This is a genomic window from Devosia sp. P3_B2, assembly GCF_056402875.1.
Genome location: NZ_JBFUGO010000012.1, coordinates 91817 through 107718, shown reverse-complemented (window position 1 = coordinate 107718; position 15902 = coordinate 91817). Strand labels below are relative to the sequence as shown.

The window sequence follows — 15902 nt, the reverse complement described above, 5'->3', positions numbered from 1 at the left end:
ATGCTGAAGAGCCTGCCCCGGACCGACGACCTCCACTACGCCTCGCTGCTGGAAATCTCCGGCCTGATCTCATCCGGCGAGATCTCGCCGGTCACCGTCACCGAGATGATGCTCGAGCGCATCGCCGAGGTCGATCCGTCGCTCAATTCGTACCTCTCGGTCACCGCCGAGAGCGCCCTGGCGGACGCCGAGGCTGCGAAGGCGGAAATCGACAGCGGCCGGCGCCGCGGCCCGCTACATGGCGTGCCGATCGCCATCAAGGACCTGTTTCACACCACAGGCGTCGCCTCGACCTTCGGATCGGTTGCTTACAAGGATTTCGTCTCGGACAAGAACGCGACCATCGTCCACCGACTGAAGATGGCCGGCGCGGTGATCCTCGGGCGGTTGCACCTCCATGAAGGAGCCTTCGGCGAGCACCATCCGGCGCTGCCCAAGTGCCTCAACCCCTGGAACAAGGACTATTGGCCCGGCGGCTCGTCCTCTGGCTCGGGCTCGGCGACGGCCGCGGGGTTGTGTTTTGCCAGCCTCGGTACCGATACTGGCGGCTCGATCCGCTTTCCCTCCGCAGCCTGCGGCGTCACCGGGCTGAAGGTGACCTGGGGCCGGACCAGCCGGTACGGTGTGTTCCCGCTATCGGACTCGCTCGACACCATCGGACCCATGGCCCGCGATGCGGCCGACTGTGCGGCGATGCTCTCGGCCTTTGCCGGCGCCGACCCGATGGACCCGACCTGCCTCACCGAGCCGGTGCCCGACTACCTGGCCGGGCTAGACGGCATCCTCGGCGCCCGCGGCTTCCGTATCGGTGTCGACGAGGCCTATCTCGAGAGCGGCGTCGACGGCGAAACCATCGCCGCGATCCGGGCGGTGATCGCCGTCTACCGCGACCTCGGCGCCATCATCGTGCCGGTGAAGGTTCCCGCCCGCGGCGACGCGATCACCGCGCAGATGGTGATCACCGACACCGAGAGCGCCTTCTTTCACAAGCCGGTCTACGAGGCGGACAAGTCCCGGTTCGGCCCGCAACTGGCCAAGGCCATGGAGCGGGGGCTGAGCTACGACTCGATGGTGCTGGCAAAGGCCTACATCACGCAGGACCGCTTCAAGGGCGAGCTCAAGGCGATGTTCGCCGGCGGCATCGATGCGCTGATCTCGCCGGTCTACCCGATGGTCGGGGCGCGTTACGACGAGATGGACGCGCACCTATCCGACCTCCACGCCTTCCTCGGCTACACCTCGCCGTTCAACCTGGCGGGCGTTCCCAGCATCACCCTGCCCTGCGGTATCGCCGGGGTCGGCATGCCGCTCGGGGTGCAACTGATCGGGCCGCACCTGGGCGAGGCGAGCCTGCTCCGGGCCGCCCATGCCTATCAGCAGGCGACCGGCTGGCACCTGCAGCGCCCGTCCCTCCACTGAACTCCCCACAAGGCACGAGACATGCTCAGCACCAGCGACATCCCCTTCATGGCGTTGACCGACATCGCCGCCAGCATCAAGGAGGGGACGGTTTCACCCGTCACCCTCACCGAGACGATGCTGGCGCGCATCGCGTCGGTCGATCCCGAACTCCACAGCTTCATCGCCGTCACGGCCGACGAAGCCATGACCCAGGCGCGGCAGGCCGAGAGTGAGATCCGATCTGGCCGCTATCGCGGTACTCTGCACGGCGTGCCGATCGCCATAAAGGATCTGTTCTTCACCAAGGGCACGCCGGCGACCTTCGGCTCGATGGCTTACAAGGATTTCGAGTCCGACTACTCGGCGACAGTGGTCGATCGGCTGCTCGCCGCCGGCGCCGTGATCCTCGGGCGCCTGGCGCTGCACGAGGGCGCGCTGGCCGATCACCATCCGGGCTTCGGCCCGCCGCCGACCCACCCCTATGTGGCCGGGTTCTGGCCGGGCGGTTCCTCGTCCGGCTCGGGCGTCGCCACCGCGGCCGGCCTCTGCTTCGGCAGCCTCGGGTCCGACACCGGCGGCTCGATCCGCTTCCCGTCCGCCACCAATGGCCTGACCGGCCTGAAGCCGACCTGGGGCCGCGTCAGCCGCTACGGCGTGTTCACGCTCGCCGACTCGCTCGACTCAGTCGGGCCCATGTGCCGGTCAGCCGCCGACACCGCAGCGATGTTCGACGTCATCGCAGGCCACGACGACAACGACCCGACCAGCCTCACGGCCTCGGTTCCCAATTACTCGGCAGCGCTCGAGGGCGTGTTCGGTGCCCGCGACCTCAAGATCGGCGTCGACTGGGGCTATTTGAGCGACGGCGTCGACCCCGAGCTGGTCGAAGGCATCCGCGCCGCACTCGACATGTTCGCATCGATCGGCGCCAGGATCGTGCCGATCACCCTGCCGCCGATCGACAAGGTGACGCGCATGCAGCGCTTCATCATGGAGACCGAGTGCGCCAACTATCACCGCGAGCGCTACGCCGCCGACCCCGCGGGGTTCGGCCGGCTGCGCGAGACCATCGAGCGCGGCCTGCACTACGACCCGGCCGTTGTCGCCAGCGCCTATATCGAGAAGGAGCGCTTCCGGGGCGCCCTAAGCAAAGTGTTCGAGACGGTGGACGTCATCCCGGCGCCGATCATGCCGTGGGTCGGCGTGCGCTACGAGGAACTCGACAAGTTGTTCGAGGAGCTGCCGACCTTCGGCCGCTTCACCGGCCCCTACAACATGGCCGGCACCCCCACCATCACCTTCCCGGTCGGCAGCAATGCGATCGGGCTGCCGCTGGCCATGCAGCTCATCGGTTCGCACCTCAGCGAGGCGACGCTGTTCAAGGCCGCGCACGCCTATCAGCAGGCGACCGACTGGCATTTGCGCCGCCCACAGAATTTCACGACCTACAACTAGCGGAGACCCCAATTCATGTCGCTCGACACCATCCATTTTCAAGCGCTTACAACCGTCGCAAAGCACATCCAGGCGGGCGACATTTCCCCCGTCGAGGTAACCGAGGCGATCCTCACCCGCATCGAAACCTACGACCAGGGCCTCAAAAGCTACACCACCGTCACCGCCGACCTTGCGCTCGAACAGGCAAAGAAAGCCGAGGTCGAGATCACGAAAGGGATCTATCGCGGGGTAATGCACGGCATCCCGATCGCGGTCAAAGATCTCTGCTTTACCAAAGGGATAACCACCACCGGCGGGATGACCATCTATTCCGATTTCAAGCCGGACCACGACGCCACAGTCGTCACCAAGCTCAACGACGCCGGCGCCGTGATGCTCGGCAAACTCCATATGACCGAAGGCGCCATGCTGGAGCACCATCCGGACCTGCCCGAGCCGGTCAATCCGTGGAAGAAGGACCTGTGGACTGGCGTCTCCTCCTCCGGCTCCGGCGTCTCCGCCGCCGCCGGCCTGGCCTACGCAACCATCGGTTCCGACACCGGCGGTTCGATCAGATTTCCCGCTGCCTGCAATGGGTTGACCGGGGTGAAGCCCACCTGGGGACTGATTAGTCGCTACGGCATCTTCGATCTCGCGGCGACCTTCGATCACCTCGGGCCGATGGCTCGTTCCGCCGCCGACGCGGCAGCAATGCTGCAAACGCTGGCCGGCTGGGACCCGAACGACACTACCTCGCTCTCTACCCCGGTGCCCAACTACCTGGCGGCGCTCGACGGCATCTATGGTGCCCGCGGCGTCAAGATCGGGCTCGACTGGGACTTCGTCGCGACGGATGCCGACCCGATCACCATCGGTTTCGTCAAGGATGCCGTCGCGGTGCTGGAGGAAATTGGCGCGCTGACTCAAGTGGTTAAGTTCCCCTCGATCGCCAACCTCTTGAAGATGAACATGGCCGCCACCATGGCCGAGACAGCGGCGCATCACGACGCAACCTATCCCTCGCAGGCCGACAAATACGGCCCATCGGTCAAAGCGATGATCGAGCTTGGCCGCACCGCCAGCCCCGTCGATATCGGCAAGGGCATCATCGAGCGGCGGAAGTTCCGCGGCGCGGTGATCCGCATGTTCGACGACATCGATGTGTTCATCATGCCGGTCTTCAAACTCGGCACACCGACCTGGAGCGAGATGCGGGCGCAAGTGGCCGAGAGCTTTGATATTATTGGAAAATTCACCTCGCCGTTCAACGCCACCGGCACGCCGACCGTCACACTACCCGTCGGCTACACCGATGACGGCCGGCCGGTCGCGATGCAACTCGCCGGCGCGCCGGGATCGGAGGCGCTACTGCTCAAGGTAGCGCACGCCTACCAGCAGGCAACGGACTGGCATACACGCCGGCCGCCCGGTTTCTGAGGCTTTCCGACCCGTCGGAGGTTTGCACCAATCCTCGGACAGCGGGGGGCGCCGTTCCTGTCGCGGCGCCCCTTCTCGTTCGGTCCTCAGAAACAGAACGGCGCCCAGCCATCGCTGGCGGAGGCGAAGTTCATGCGTTGGCGCGTCCACCTACTGGATGAGTTCGCGCAGCAGATTGCGAAGTTCTGTGGCCCGCTCGGACTCGAGCAACTCGATGATGCGCTGCTCCTGCGCCGTCGAGACACCACGCAGGCGCTTGAACAGCGTCTTACCGCCAGCCGCGGTGAGGATCAGCACACGCCGGCGATCGTTCGGATCGGGAGCGCGATAGACCAGCCCCTCGGCCACCATCTTGTCGATGATCTTGGTCAGGGTCGGCGGCTCGATCAGCGACTGCGCGGCGATCTCCCCCATCGCGCAGGGCTCGCTCGTATCGAGCACCTCGAGGATGCGATATTGCTCGATCGGCACGCCACCCGGGCGCAGCCGCTCTTCCAGCTCGTTTTCGAGCTGACGGTTCACGCTGGCGATCATGTAGGCCAGCTGATCCTTCATGCGTGTGGTAGCCATAGCCTCCCCCTCACTTCTCGTCAGAACGATTCATTTTTCTACCATTGTCGTTGCCGGATCGCCTTGACGAGTCGGCTCAGTCTTGGCGCTGCGCTTGAATCGCGTAGCTGTCCGGCGCAGTGGATACCACCGCAGCCGGATACTGACAATATTTCATTATTAAATAGTTTTGGCGCTTAGTGGGTCAACGCGGTGACCACCTGGAGGGTCACGCCGTCGGCCTGGCCGAGATAGACGGTAGGCCGCCGTCCGGCCGCGTCGTCGTCGAGCAGATGCCGCGCGGCGGCCTGCCGCGAAGGGCGTGCGAGGTGATGTGCCAGTTGCCGGCTGTCGGTGGCGCCGAGTTCGCGAGCCAGACCGGCGAGGACATGCAGGCCCTCGTAGTAACCGACGTTCGCCGCCGACACCGGCGGAGCATAGGCGCCGAAGGCATCGTGGTAGAGCTCAAGGAAATGATCGTTGAAACGGGACTGGTGGCCGGCGAAGTAGTTGGCCGCAGTGAAGAGGTTGGTAGTCGCCTCGGCGCCGATGCCGCAGACCACGGTCTCGTCGACGATCAGCCCGAAGCGCAGCATCTTCTCATCGAGACCGGCGGCGGCGAAGGCGCGGTTGAACTCAACCGAGCACATGCCGACCAGCGCCTGGACCACCACCTGGGCACCGCTCCTGGCGATCTGCTTCACTACCTCGGTGTAGTCGTACTCGCGGGTCGCGACCAGCGCATGTCCAACAAGTTCAGAGCCTTGCTGGCGCATCAGGCGCCGCGTGGTGCTGAGCGCCATGCGCGGCCAGATGTAGTCGTTGCCGACGAAGAAGTAGCGGTCGGCGCGCCTGTTGTCCTTCATCCACTGCAGCGACGGGGCCATCAGTTCGTCGTCAACGCTGCCGATCGCCACGGTAGAGGGACCGACGGCGATGCCCTCGTATTGCGCCGTGTAAATGTAGGGTACGCGGCTCGCCACCCGCCGGCTGACGGCATCGCGGTTATTGCTGGTGTGGCCACCGATGATGGCGCCGACACCCTCAATTTCGATGAGAGCATCGACCGCCGAGAGCGCATCGCCGACCGAGAAGCCACAGTCGGCGAACACCAATTCGATCTCCTCGCCAAGGATGCCGCCGGCGGCGTTGATCTCGGAGGCTCCGACCAGTGCGGCGGCATCCATGGACGGGGTCCACATGCCCGTCACGCCGGATCTCGGATGCAACATGCCGATCTTCATCACTCGCCCTTCCCGCCCAAGTCCGCCGTCATCCAGCTTCGCCGCCGGCCTGTTGAGCGACCGGCGAAAAGGTTGCCGAGGAAAGCAACCGGGCGAAGCTGGACGGGGCACACTGCTACGGCTCAGGGCTTCTGTCAAACAATTGCTGAAACTTTGATCGAACGGTCAATATGCCTACCATTTGGGCAAACACCCATCGAGATTGACACTTGCAATTTCGATATTTTCGTATTTGACTATCTGCATTGATAGCAGGCGGATGGTTTGAGGCGACGCGGCCACACCAAACGGCCGCTGGATTGCCGCGACGATGAACACCTCCTGAACGGGAGATGAACGCGTCTTGAACAGACGCAGCCGATCGCCTGCCACATTGACGATTTCAACCGAAAGGTAGCCAGACAATGCACAAGGTTTCCATTCCCTCGCACATCGTCGACCGGATGCGTAGCATCCGCGGCAGCGACCACATCTATGCCAGCCTCGACATGAGCAAGGTGGCGCACGTCTGCGTCGACATGCAGGTCGGCTTCGTTCACGAAGGTGCGCCGATCGAAGTGCCCATCACTCGCGAAATCATCAGCACGATCAACGCCATCTCCAGGGCCGTGCGCGAAACCGGCGGCGTCAACGTGTTCACTCGCTACACCTACGACCCGGCCGAGAAACACAGCTGGGATTACTGGTTCAAGACACTCGGGACGACCCAGCTGGATGGCCAAGCCAAGATGTCGCGCGGCATGCCCGACTGGGAAGTGGCGCCCGAGATGGAGGTCGAGGCCGGCGACATTATCGTCGACAAAACCCGCTTCTCGGCGTTGATCCCCGAGACCTGCGACATGGATGCCCAGCTCAAAGCGCGCGGCATCGACGCGCTTGTTATCACCGGCACGCTGACCAATTGCTGCTGCGAGAGCACGGCGCGGGACGCGCTGCAGATGGGCTACAAGGTGATTTTCCTCAACGACGCCAACGCGACGCTGTCGGACGAGGAGCACAACGCGACGTTGATCAGCATGTACACGATCTTCGCCGACGTGATGGACACGGGGTACTTGCTCGACCTAATCGGCAAGTCCACCGCGACCCGGGCCGCGGCCTGAGGCGACCCGGCGCCCGGGCGGGCCACAGTCCGGGCGCTTCCCACCTGCCCCTCCGCGCTATCGGGAGCTTCCCATGAATGCCCTAGGCCAGACTGCCCAGACTTCCGAAATCGAGGTCGCCGAACTGACCGTCGCCGAGATCCAGCGCGGCTTCGCCGAGGGGCGCTTCAACTCGGAGACCCTTACCCTCGCGCATCTTGCCCGCATCGCGCGCTACGAGCCGTACTACAACGCCTTCACCTTCATGAACCCCTCGGCATTGGCTGATGCCAAGGCGATCGACGCCCGCCGCGCGGCTGGCGAAGCGCTGGGGCCATTGGCCGGCGTGCCGGTGGTAATCAAGGAGGCGATGGATTTCGTCGGCCTGCCCTCGACCGGCGGCTGGGCGCCGCTCTCGAGCGCGGCTGGCGGTTTCGATTTGATGCCGGAAAAGGATGCGCCGGTGGTCAGCCGGCTGAAGGCGGCTGGCGCCATCATCCTGGGCAAGACCAATATTCCGGCCTTCAGCCATGATGGGGCACGCGCCAACACCAGCTGGGACGGCCCGACCTTCAACGCGGTCGACCGCGCCATCGCGCCGGGCGCCAGCTCCAGCGGCACGGCGACGGCGATTGCAGCGAGTTTTGCCGTGGTCGGGCTCGCCGAGGAGACCGGAGGATCGATCCAGAACCCCGGCGCGGCGCAGAGCCTCGTCAGCGTCAAACCGACCTTCGCGCTGATCCCGAACAGCGGCGTCACGCCGCTGGCTGGCTCGACCCGCGACGTGGTCGGACCACACGCGCGGACTGTCACCGATGCCGCCATCCTCATGGATGTGCTCGCCGGCTATACCCCGGAAGACCCCAAGACCGTCGCCTCGATCGGCATGTTGCCCGAGGGCGGCTACACCAGCAGGCTGAGCATCGGGGCGCTGAAGGGCAAGCGCGTCGGCCTCTACGGAGCCGGCTGGCGCCGTAAGCCGCTCTCGGCGGAGGCCATGAAACTCTACGAGGCCGCCATCAAGGAGATCGAGGCGCTCGGCGCGGTGCTGGTCGACGATCCCTTCGCCGGCACCGAGTTCGACCGGCTCGCCGCCAATGACGGTGAGTTCGATCCGCGCGGCATGGAATCGATCGCCCACGATCTCGAAAACTATCTCCGGCGCCTGGGTGCCAGTGCCAAGGCCAGCTCGTTCGCCGCCCTCAAGGCACTGCTGCCAAGCGATCCGTTCGGGCCCGAGGGGATCCTAGGGGCGCATGCCAAGAACATGCCGATCCTCGCAAAATCGCTCGAGGACCCGACCGACGTTCCCGACCTCAGCGACTTCCTCGCAGCGCGGCAGAGCTACCTGCGGCTGTTCAACAAGGTAATGGTCGACAACCGGATCGACGTGCTGGCCTACCCGCAATCGTTCGCCGAACTGCCGGGTGTGTTCGACAAGGCCGAGTACCCCGCCACGACGGTGTCCGAGATCAACATCGCTGGCCTGCCCGGGGTGACCGTCCCTGCCGGCCAGTACGCCAATGGCGGGCCGTTCGCGCTGATCTTCGTCGGCCGGATGTGGAGCGAGGCGGAGCTCCTCGGTTACGCCTTCGACTACGAGCAGGCGACCGGCCACCGCATTGTTCCGAGCCTCGAGGAAACGCCGTTCGTCGCCCCTCAGGCCGCCGAGGATAAGCGGCAGGCGACCGAGCCCGCCTGATCGACTGACCGTACTGGAGCCTCGCCTCCGAAAGGGCATCATGCGCAAACTGCCACTCATCCTTATCGCCACCCTGTTCCCGACAGTCGCCTTCGCCCATCCCGGCGCCGGTGAGACCTCTGGGCTGCTGCTCGGCTTAGAGCATCCGCTTGCCGGCCTCGACCACATCATCGCCATGGTGGCGGTGGGCGTGTTGGCGGTTGTCATCGGTGGTCGGGCCCGCTGGCTGCTGCCGGCGAGCTTCATCGTCATGATGGTGGTGGGCTTCCTGCTCGGATGCACGGGGCTGGACGTGCCGTTCGTCGAGCTCGGCATCGCGCTGTCGGGCATCGCCATCGGCGGCGCCGCGGCGATGGGCCGGCAAATCCCGACGGCCGTGGCAGTGGCGCTGGTCGGCGCATTCGCAGTGTTCCACGGCCACGCGCACGGCTCCGAGATGGTAGCGGGCGCAAGCGGCTTGCAGTATGCGCTGGGCTTCGTCATCGCCACGGCACTCCTGCATGTCGCGGGCATTGCCGGCGCCCTCGGCGTTGGCCACTTGGCGGGCCGCTATGGCCGAACGGCTGCGCAGGTCGCAGGCGGAACCCTGGCGCTCGGTGGCACCTTCTTGCTGGTTTGGTTTTAGAAGCCGCTGCGGGCTCACGCCATGAAGCCTGCCAGCCGCCCTACCAACGCAGGGCGGCGGTGTGTACCGGCTCGTCCCATAGGCTCGTGGTCTCGTCGTCGAGGATGCTAAGCGTGATCGAGCAGCCGGCCATGTCGAGTGAGGTGACGTAGTTGCCAACGAGGGAACGCACGACGCGGGCGCCGCTCTTTTCGAACAGTCGGCGAGCAACATTGTACATGAGGTAGAGCTCCATCGCGGGGGTGGCGCCGAAGCCGTTGACGAACAGCAGCGCCGGCTTGCCGGCGATCGAGCCGAAATCGGCAGCGATCGCGCCGCAGATCTCCTCGGCGATGGCATCGGCGGATTTGAGCTTGTCGCGGCGGCGGCCGGGTTCGCCGTGGATGCCGACGCCGAACTCCATCTCGTCTTCGCCGATCACGAAGAGCGGCTTGCCCGAGGCGGGCACCGTGCAGGAGGTGAGTGCCACGCCCATCGAGCGGGTGGCTGCGTTGACGCGATCGCCCAGCGCCTTGAGGCCGGCGAGGTTCCTGCCCCGTTCGGCCGCCGCGCCGACGATCTTTTCAACCACCAGCGTGCCGGCAACACCACGGCGGCCGGTGGTATAAGTCGAATCCTCGACGGCAACGTCGTCGTTGACCAGCACCCGCTCAACCGGCCCTGCCATCATTTCGGCAGCCATCTCGAAGTTCATCACATCGCCTTCGTAATTCTTGACGATGAGCAGGAGGCCCGCGCCACCATCCACCGCCTCGGCGGCCGCCAGCATCTGATCGGGGGTGGGCGAGGTGAACACCTGGCCGGGACAGGCGGCATCGAGCATGCCCGAGCCGACGAGCCCGGCATGGAGCGGCTCATGCCCGGAGCCGCCGCCCGAGATCAGCGCGACCTTGCCCGGCTTCAACGCCTTGCGCCGGACGAACTTGTGCTCGGCGCCGAGTTCGAGGATGTCGGAACGGGCGGCGACGAGGCCGTCGAGACTCTCGGTGAGGATCGTGTCGACCCCATTGATCAGCTTCTTCATTCGTCCCCTCCCCCGGGGTGCATCAAGGCACCCATCCTTGAAATGAACTCGGCCACCGCCTTGTCGAATGCGGCGTTCTGCTTGTCCCCGATGTCCGGCACCAACAATGTCAGGTGGCGCGTACGCATCGGCTGGCCGATGTCGACCTTGCCGCGATGTGCCTTGCGGTAAGCAGTAACGAAGGCGTCGCGCTCGGCCGGGCTGAAATGGCAAACGGCGAAGATGGTCGCGAGGTGCTTTTGCGGGATCGGCGTGGTGTAGGTGGGGCTGGTGATCTGGGTGATGAAGCTGCGGTGCTTGCCCAGGGCATCGGCGAGGCGCTGCCGGGCGCCGGACGGGCGCGTGTCGAGCACATTGGCGAGCAGCAGCTTGTAAGCGCGGATCGCCTCGTCGGCGGCCTCGCGCGGGGCCTTATCGTCGGCCATCGGCATCGTCCCGGGTGACGGCGCGGGCAATGGCCGCCTTAGCCAGCGGCAACTGCGCCGGCGCGACGGACAGGGTGCGCAGGCCGGCACCGATCAGCAGCGAGATGACTGCCGGGTCGCCGCCGGCATCGCCGCAGAGGCTGACCGGGATGGCATTGGCTTCGCCGAACTGGGTGACATTGCGGATCAGCGAGACGACGGCCGGGTGGCGGACGTCGTTCAAGCCACCGACAGCGGCGCTGTCGCGCCCGGCCGCCAGCACGTACTGCGTCAGGTCGTTGGAGCCGATCGAGAAGAACGCCACGTCGAGGAAGGGCGACGGATCGATGGCGACGGCGGGGACCTCCACCATGATGCCAAGCGGCGGGAGCCGGTGCGGGATGCCGCTATCGGACAGCGCCAGGGCCTCCTCGCGGAAGATCACCTCGGCCGCGCGGTATTCGCCGGCTAGGGTGATCATCGGGAACATGACCTTGAGCTGACCGTGCACAGCGGCGCGCAGCAAGGCGCGGACCTGGGCCCTGAACACATCCGGCCGGGCCAGCGACAGGCGAATGCCGCGCAGGCCGAGGAATGGGTTGGTTTCCTCGATGGTGTAGTTGCGAACCGGCTTGTCGCCGCCGGCGTCGACGGTCCGGATGGTGACGGGCTTGCCCGCGGCCCATTCCAGCACCTTGCGGTAGGCCTGGTATTGCGTTTCCTCATCGGGGAGACCGCGGCTGAACAGGAACTCCGTCCGCATCAGCCCCACCCCGTCGCAGGTCGCGATATCGATGGTGTCGACGTCCACGGGCTCGGCGATGTTGACCAGCACCTCGACCTGCAGGCCATCGGCGGTCACAGCGGGCCGGCGCAGGTGGCTGCGCGCCAGGTTGAGCAACTGGTGGTGCGCCGTCGAGGCCTTGAGGAACTCGCGCTGGGCTTCGGTGTCGGGCAAGACGATGATGCGCCCGTGCTCGGCATCGACCAGCACCAGATCGTCATTCGCCGCTTCGATCGTCCCGACCCCTACAAGCATGGGCACACCACGCGAACGGGCGAGCATGGCGACGTGACTGGCCGAACTGCCGCTGTGGAGGACGATCCCGCCGCCCTGTTTCCAGTCCATCGCCAGGAACTGGGTCGGGGTGATGTCGTTGCCAAGCAGGACCGCCCCGGCCGGCGCCTTGCCGGACTTCGCGCCGGACAGCGCCCTCAGCACGCTGTCGCGGATATCGCGCAGGTCGGCGCTGCGGGCGCGGAAATAGGCATCGTCGGCGGACTCGTAGTCAGCGATCTGCCCGGCGAGCGCGTCGGACCATGCGGTCGCGGCATCGGCACCGGTCGTGATCGCCGCCAGTGCCGGCTCTGCAAGGCTTTCGTCTTCCAGCATCGCGACCTGGAACTCAAGGATCGCGGCAGACTCGAGCTCGGCCTTGGCCATCAGGTCGGCAACGGCATCTGAAGCGCGGCGAATGGCGGCCTTGAGGCGCTCGGCCTCGGTGGCGGCGTTGCCGCTTCCAACATAGTTCGCGGTGCTCCGCTCGATCAGGAACAGCGGTCCGGAGGCGTAGCCGATGGAAGCGACGGTGCCGGTGGCCCTATGCGTCGGCATGGGTCGCGCCCTCGTCGAAATCCCGCTCGACCAGCCCCACCAGCGCCTCGATGGCATCTTCGGCGTCATCGCCCTCGGCGCGAAGGTAGAGCGTCGAGCCCTTGGGGGCCTTGGTGGCCATCACCTTGACGATCGACTTGGCGTCGACCCACGGGCCCTCCTCGGCCAGCGCCAGGACGATGCGCGCACCAAACCCTTTCGCCAGCTTGGTGAGCTTCACCGAGGGGCGTGCGTGCAGGCCCACATCGTGGGTGATGAGCACTTTTGCCTGGGCCAAGTCGGTTGCCTTCTTCATGCCGGTGACAGTTCCTCTGCGGTGGCGCGAACCTCGGCGAGCGAGGCGCCGCCGGAGGCCTCGGTGGCCGCCATGACAGCGCCTTCGACCACTGGCGCGTTGCACACCACGACCTTGCGGCTGCGGTCGCCATCGAGCATCTCGATGGCCATTTCGGAATTCGTCTCGGCACCGCCAAGGTCGACGAGGATCGCAACGCCCCGATCGGACCAGGCGCGGTCGATGGCGGCGATGATCGCTTCCACCGAAGTACCGAGTCCCCCTTCAGGGTTGCCGCCGCACCAGGCGAGCGGCACCTCGTCGCCAACCATCTGGCGCACCATGTCGGCGGCGCCCTCGGCGACCAGCGGCGAATGCGAGACGATGACGATACCGACATTCTTCATTGCAGCGCTCCTGCAACCGCTTCGAGGATGAGGGCGCTGGAGCGCGCACCCGGATCAATATGGCCGATCGAGCGGTCGCCGAGGAACGAGGCGCGGCCGCGGATGGCCTTTCGCGGACCGGTGGCGGCCACCTCGGCATTGGCGATGGCCAGCAACTCGGGCAGCGGTTTGCCGGCGCCCAGGGCGTCGGCGACCGGATAGAGCACGTCGAGCATAGTCTTCTGGCCAATCTCCGACTTGCCGCGGGCGGCGACCGCATCAACGGCGCGGCGGAAGGCGCCGGCATAATCATCCGGTGACACCGCAAGCTCCTTACCCAAGGTCAGGAACAGCGTGCCATAGAGCGGTCCGGAAGCGCCGCCAATGGTCATCACCAGCTTGGTGCCGATGGCCTTGAGCGCATCGGGCAGCGGCTTGCTGGCAATCTGGTCGATGTCGGCGGCCACCGCATCGAAGCCGCGCTTCATGTTGACGCCGTGGTCGCCGTCGCCGATGGCCGAATCGAGCGCGGTCAGCTCCTCGGCATGGGCCGCGACGCTGGCCGCGACGGCGGAAACGAGCGCGTGCAGTTGCGCTTCTGAAATCATAGCGCGGCCCCTCCCACACGGTCGCCATTGGCATCGAAGCAGAGCGGATTGGTGTAGCGGACCATCACCTTGTCGCCGGCGGCAAGAGGCGTATCAGGCGGGGAGAGCGTGATCAACTTGCGCTCGCCGATGCGGACATGGAGGTGGTTCTGGTCGCCCAAATGCTCGATCCAATCCACAGTGCCGTCGGCATGGCCGTTGGTGGCCTTTTCGATGCTCAGGTGTTCGGTACGGGCGCCAATGGTCTGCGCCGTGTCGGGCAGGCCGGCATCGGGCAGAAGACCGCGCGGCAACAGGTTGATCGCCGGCTGGCCGAGGCGCGTCGCGACGTAGGCGCTGACCGGCGCAGTGTAGATCTCGCGGGGCGTGCCGATCTGGATCAGGCGGCCCTCTTTGAGGATGCCGATGCGGTCGGCCATGGTCATGGCTTCGATCTGGTCGTGCGTGACGTAGAGCAGCGTCGCGCCCAGCTCCCGCTGGATGCGCTTCAGTTCGAGCCGCATATCGGCGCGAAGCTTTGCGTCGAGCGAGCTCAACGGCTCGTCCATCAGGTAGATCGACGGCTGGCGGACCAGCGCCCGGCCGATGGCGACGCGCTGCATCTCGCCGCCCGACAGGCGGGTGGCGCGGTTGTCGAGCTTGTGATCGATGCGCACCAGCTTCGCGGTGTGGCGGACGCGGCGATCGAGTTCATCCTTGTCCAGCCGGCGCGCCGGCGAGCGCAGCGGGAAAGCGAGGTTTTCGTACACCGAAAGATGCGGGTAGAGCGAATATTGCTGGAACACGAAGGCCACGTCGCGCGCCGAAGGCGGGAGCGCAGTGACGTCCTCGCCGGCGATGGTCACCTGGCCGGTGTCAGGGCTCTCGAGCCCGGCAATGAGGCGCAGCGTCGTAGTCTTACCGGCACCGGTGGGGCCGAGGAGTACGACGAACTCGCCGTCGGCGATGGTGAGGTCGACAGTGTCGACCGCCGTGGTGCCCTTGAAGCGCTTGGTGATGTGGCGGAGGGTGATTTCAGCCATGGGTGGCTCCCTCGTACAACGCTGTCTCAACCGCGCGACCCGATGCTTTGTCGAACAGCGACAGGTGCTGGCCGCTCAGGCTCAAGCCGACGGTTTCGCCGGTGGCGACCTGGGCGCTGGCGGGGATGCGGGCTTTGACGGTGCCCTCGCCGGTTTCGACGACGACGATCTGCGTGGTGCCCAGATACTCGGCGCCAAGCACCTCGCCGCGCAGCTTCGAGCTGTCGTCGAGGCGGATGTGCTCGGGCCGCACCCCCAGCGCCAGGTCCGCCGGGGCGCGATCTTCGCGCAGCTCCGGCACCGCGACCTCGGCGCCGTTGATTCGCACACTGGTGCTGCCGCGCGCGAGGCCGGCGTGGAAACGCAGGAAGTTCATCGGTGGCGAACCCATGAAATCGGCGACATACATGGTGCGCGGCCGGTCGTAGATTTCGCGCGGCGTGCCGAACTGCTCGATGATGCCATGGTTCATCACGGCGATCTTGTCGGCCATCGACATGGCTTCGAGCTGGTCGTGCGTGACGTAGACGGTGGTCGCGCCGATCCGGTTATGCAACTCGCGCAGCTCGTGCACCATGAGGTCGCGGAACTCGGCATCGAGTGTTCCAAGCGGCTCGTCCATCAGAAAGCACATCGGGCGGCGGACGATGGCGCGCCCCAGCGCCACGCGCTGGCGGTCGCCGCCGGCGAGGCCGGACACGGGCTTGTCGAGGATGTGGTCGATGCGAAGGAGTTTTGCGACGTCCTCGACGCGGGTCCGGATCTCGGATTTGGGCATGCCCTGCGCGAGCAGTGGGAAACCGATGTTCCGGCGTACGTTCATGTGTGGGTAGAGCGCGAAAAGCTGGAACACGAAGGCGATGTCGCGTTCACGGGCGCGCTTCATCGTCACGTCTTCGCCGCCGAGCAGGATGCGGCCGGAGGTGGGCAGCTCGAGGCCGGCGATCATCCGCAGCGTCGTGGTCTTGCCGCAGCCCGAGGGCCCGAGCATGACGAAGAACTCGCCATCCTCGACCGTGAAACTCGAGTCCTCTACCGCCACGAAGCCGGTGAATTCCTTGCGCAGGTTCTCGACGCGGATTTCAGCCATCG

The 15902-nt window shown here is 65.9% G+C and carries 17 protein-coding genes; 6 read left to right on the top strand and 11 right to left on the bottom strand.

Annotation, left to right across the window (positions count from 1 at the left end; all coding sequences use genetic code 11):
• From AC1DV8_RS18280 to AC1DV8_RS18270, 3 genes are read left to right on the top strand one after another with little or no spacing between them, the layout of a single operon-like run.
• Window positions 1-1419 (top strand): amidase, encoded by a 1419-nt coding sequence (locus tag AC1DV8_RS18280; RefSeq protein WP_477158420.1) that lies wholly within the window; start codon window positions 1-3, stop codon window positions 1417-1419.
• 21 nt (window positions 1420-1440) lie between these two features.
• Window positions 1441-2856, top strand: a complete 1416-nt coding sequence (locus AC1DV8_RS18275) for an amidase (protein WP_477158419.1) — start codon at window positions 1441-1443, stop codon at window positions 2854-2856.
• Between the two features lie 15 nt (window positions 2857-2871).
• Window positions 2872-4275 (top strand): amidase, encoded by a 1404-nt coding sequence (locus tag AC1DV8_RS18270; protein WP_477158418.1) that lies wholly within the window; start codon window positions 2872-2874, stop codon window positions 4273-4275.
• Between the two features lie 150 nt (window positions 4276-4425).
• Here the strand turns inward: AC1DV8_RS18270 and AC1DV8_RS18265 are convergent, their stop codons facing one another.
• The 3 genes from AC1DV8_RS18265 to AC1DV8_RS18255 form a co-directional block, all read right to left on the bottom strand.
• On the bottom strand, window positions 4426-4845 hold the full coding sequence (locus AC1DV8_RS18265; protein ID WP_477158417.1) for a MarR family winged helix-turn-helix transcriptional regulator: 420 nt from the start codon (window positions 4843-4845) through the stop codon (window positions 4426-4428).
• Between the two features lie 176 nt (window positions 4846-5021).
• Window positions 5022-6056: a substrate-binding domain-containing protein gene (locus tag AC1DV8_RS18260; protein ID WP_477151885.1), complete on the bottom strand. Its 1035-nt coding sequence runs from the start codon at window positions 6054-6056 to the stop codon at window positions 5022-5024.
• A 186-nt stretch (window positions 6057-6242) separates the two neighbouring features.
• Window positions 6243-6473 (bottom strand): hypothetical protein, encoded by a 231-nt coding sequence (locus AC1DV8_RS18255; RefSeq protein ID WP_477158416.1) that lies wholly within the window; start codon window positions 6471-6473, stop codon window positions 6243-6245.
• Between AC1DV8_RS18255 and AC1DV8_RS18250 the strand changes: the two genes are divergently transcribed.
• The 3 genes from AC1DV8_RS18250 to AC1DV8_RS18240 all read left to right on the top strand — a co-directional run bounded on the left by AC1DV8_RS18250 (window position 6473) and on the right by AC1DV8_RS18240 (window position 9477).
• Window positions 6473-7171 (top strand): cysteine hydrolase family protein, encoded by a 699-nt coding sequence (locus tag AC1DV8_RS18250; protein ID WP_477158415.1) that lies wholly within the window; start codon window positions 6473-6475, stop codon window positions 7169-7171. The two genes, AC1DV8_RS18255 and AC1DV8_RS18250, sit on opposite strands and share 1 nt — an antisense overlap.
• A 73-nt stretch (window positions 7172-7244) precedes the next feature.
• Window positions 7245-8852, top strand: coding sequence for an amidase (locus tag AC1DV8_RS18245; RefSeq protein WP_477151888.1), 1608 nt, complete (start codon window positions 7245-7247; stop codon window positions 8850-8852).
• A gap of 40 nt (window positions 8853-8892) precedes the next feature.
• The gene (locus AC1DV8_RS18240; RefSeq protein ID WP_477151889.1) at window positions 8893-9477 is read left to right on the top strand and encodes a HupE/UreJ family protein; all 585 of its coding nucleotides are present in this window, start codon (window positions 8893-8895) and stop codon (window positions 9475-9477) included.
• 40 nt (window positions 9478-9517) lie between these two features.
• On the opposite strand, the gene dhaK is transcribed toward AC1DV8_RS18240, so the two are convergent.
• The 8 genes from dhaK to AC1DV8_RS18200 are packed head-to-tail and all read right to left on the bottom strand — an operon-like array spanning window position 9518 to window position 15900.
• Entirely contained in the window at window positions 9518-10501 is a 984-nt protein-coding gene (dhaK, locus tag AC1DV8_RS18235) for a dihydroxyacetone kinase subunit DhaK (protein WP_477158414.1), read from the bottom strand.
• Window positions 10498-10926: a hypothetical protein gene (locus AC1DV8_RS18230; protein ID WP_477151891.1), complete on the bottom strand. Its 429-nt coding sequence runs from the start codon at window positions 10924-10926 to the stop codon at window positions 10498-10500. The genes dhaK and AC1DV8_RS18230 overlap by 4 nt, the downstream gene beginning before the upstream one ends.
• Entirely contained in the window at window positions 10913-12520 is a 1608-nt protein-coding gene (gene ptsP, locus AC1DV8_RS18225) for a phosphoenolpyruvate--protein phosphotransferase (RefSeq protein ID WP_477158413.1), read from the bottom strand. The genes AC1DV8_RS18230 and ptsP overlap by 14 nt, the downstream gene beginning before the upstream one ends.
• A complete protein-coding gene (locus AC1DV8_RS18220; RefSeq protein WP_477151893.1) occupies window positions 12507-12815 on the bottom strand; it encodes an HPr family phosphocarrier protein in 309 nt (102 codons plus the stop codon). Before AC1DV8_RS18220 ends, ptsP begins: the two co-directional genes overlap by 14 nt.
• On the bottom strand, window positions 12812-13201 hold the full coding sequence (dhaM, locus tag AC1DV8_RS18215; protein WP_332812765.1) for a dihydroxyacetone kinase phosphoryl donor subunit DhaM: 390 nt from the start codon (window positions 13199-13201) through the stop codon (window positions 12812-12814). Before dhaM ends, AC1DV8_RS18220 begins: the two co-directional genes overlap by 4 nt.
• Window positions 13198-13785 carry a dihydroxyacetone kinase subunit DhaL gene (gene dhaL / locus AC1DV8_RS18210; protein ID WP_477151977.1) on the bottom strand — a complete coding sequence of 196 codons (588 nt, stop codon included), beginning with the start codon at window positions 13783-13785 and terminating at the stop codon, window positions 13198-13200. Before dhaL ends, dhaM begins: the two co-directional genes overlap by 4 nt.
• The gene (locus tag AC1DV8_RS18205) at window positions 13785-14810 is read right to left on the bottom strand and encodes an ABC transporter ATP-binding protein (protein WP_477158412.1); all 1026 of its coding nucleotides are present in this window, start codon (window positions 14808-14810) and stop codon (window positions 13785-13787) included. Before AC1DV8_RS18205 ends, dhaL begins: the two co-directional genes overlap by 1 nt.
• Complete coding sequence (locus AC1DV8_RS18200) at window positions 14803-15900, bottom strand: ABC transporter ATP-binding protein (RefSeq protein WP_477158411.1); 1098 nt, start codon at window positions 15898-15900, stop codon at window positions 14803-14805. The genes AC1DV8_RS18205 and AC1DV8_RS18200 overlap by 8 nt, the downstream gene beginning before the upstream one ends.
• Window positions 15901-15902: the final 2 nt, after the last annotated feature.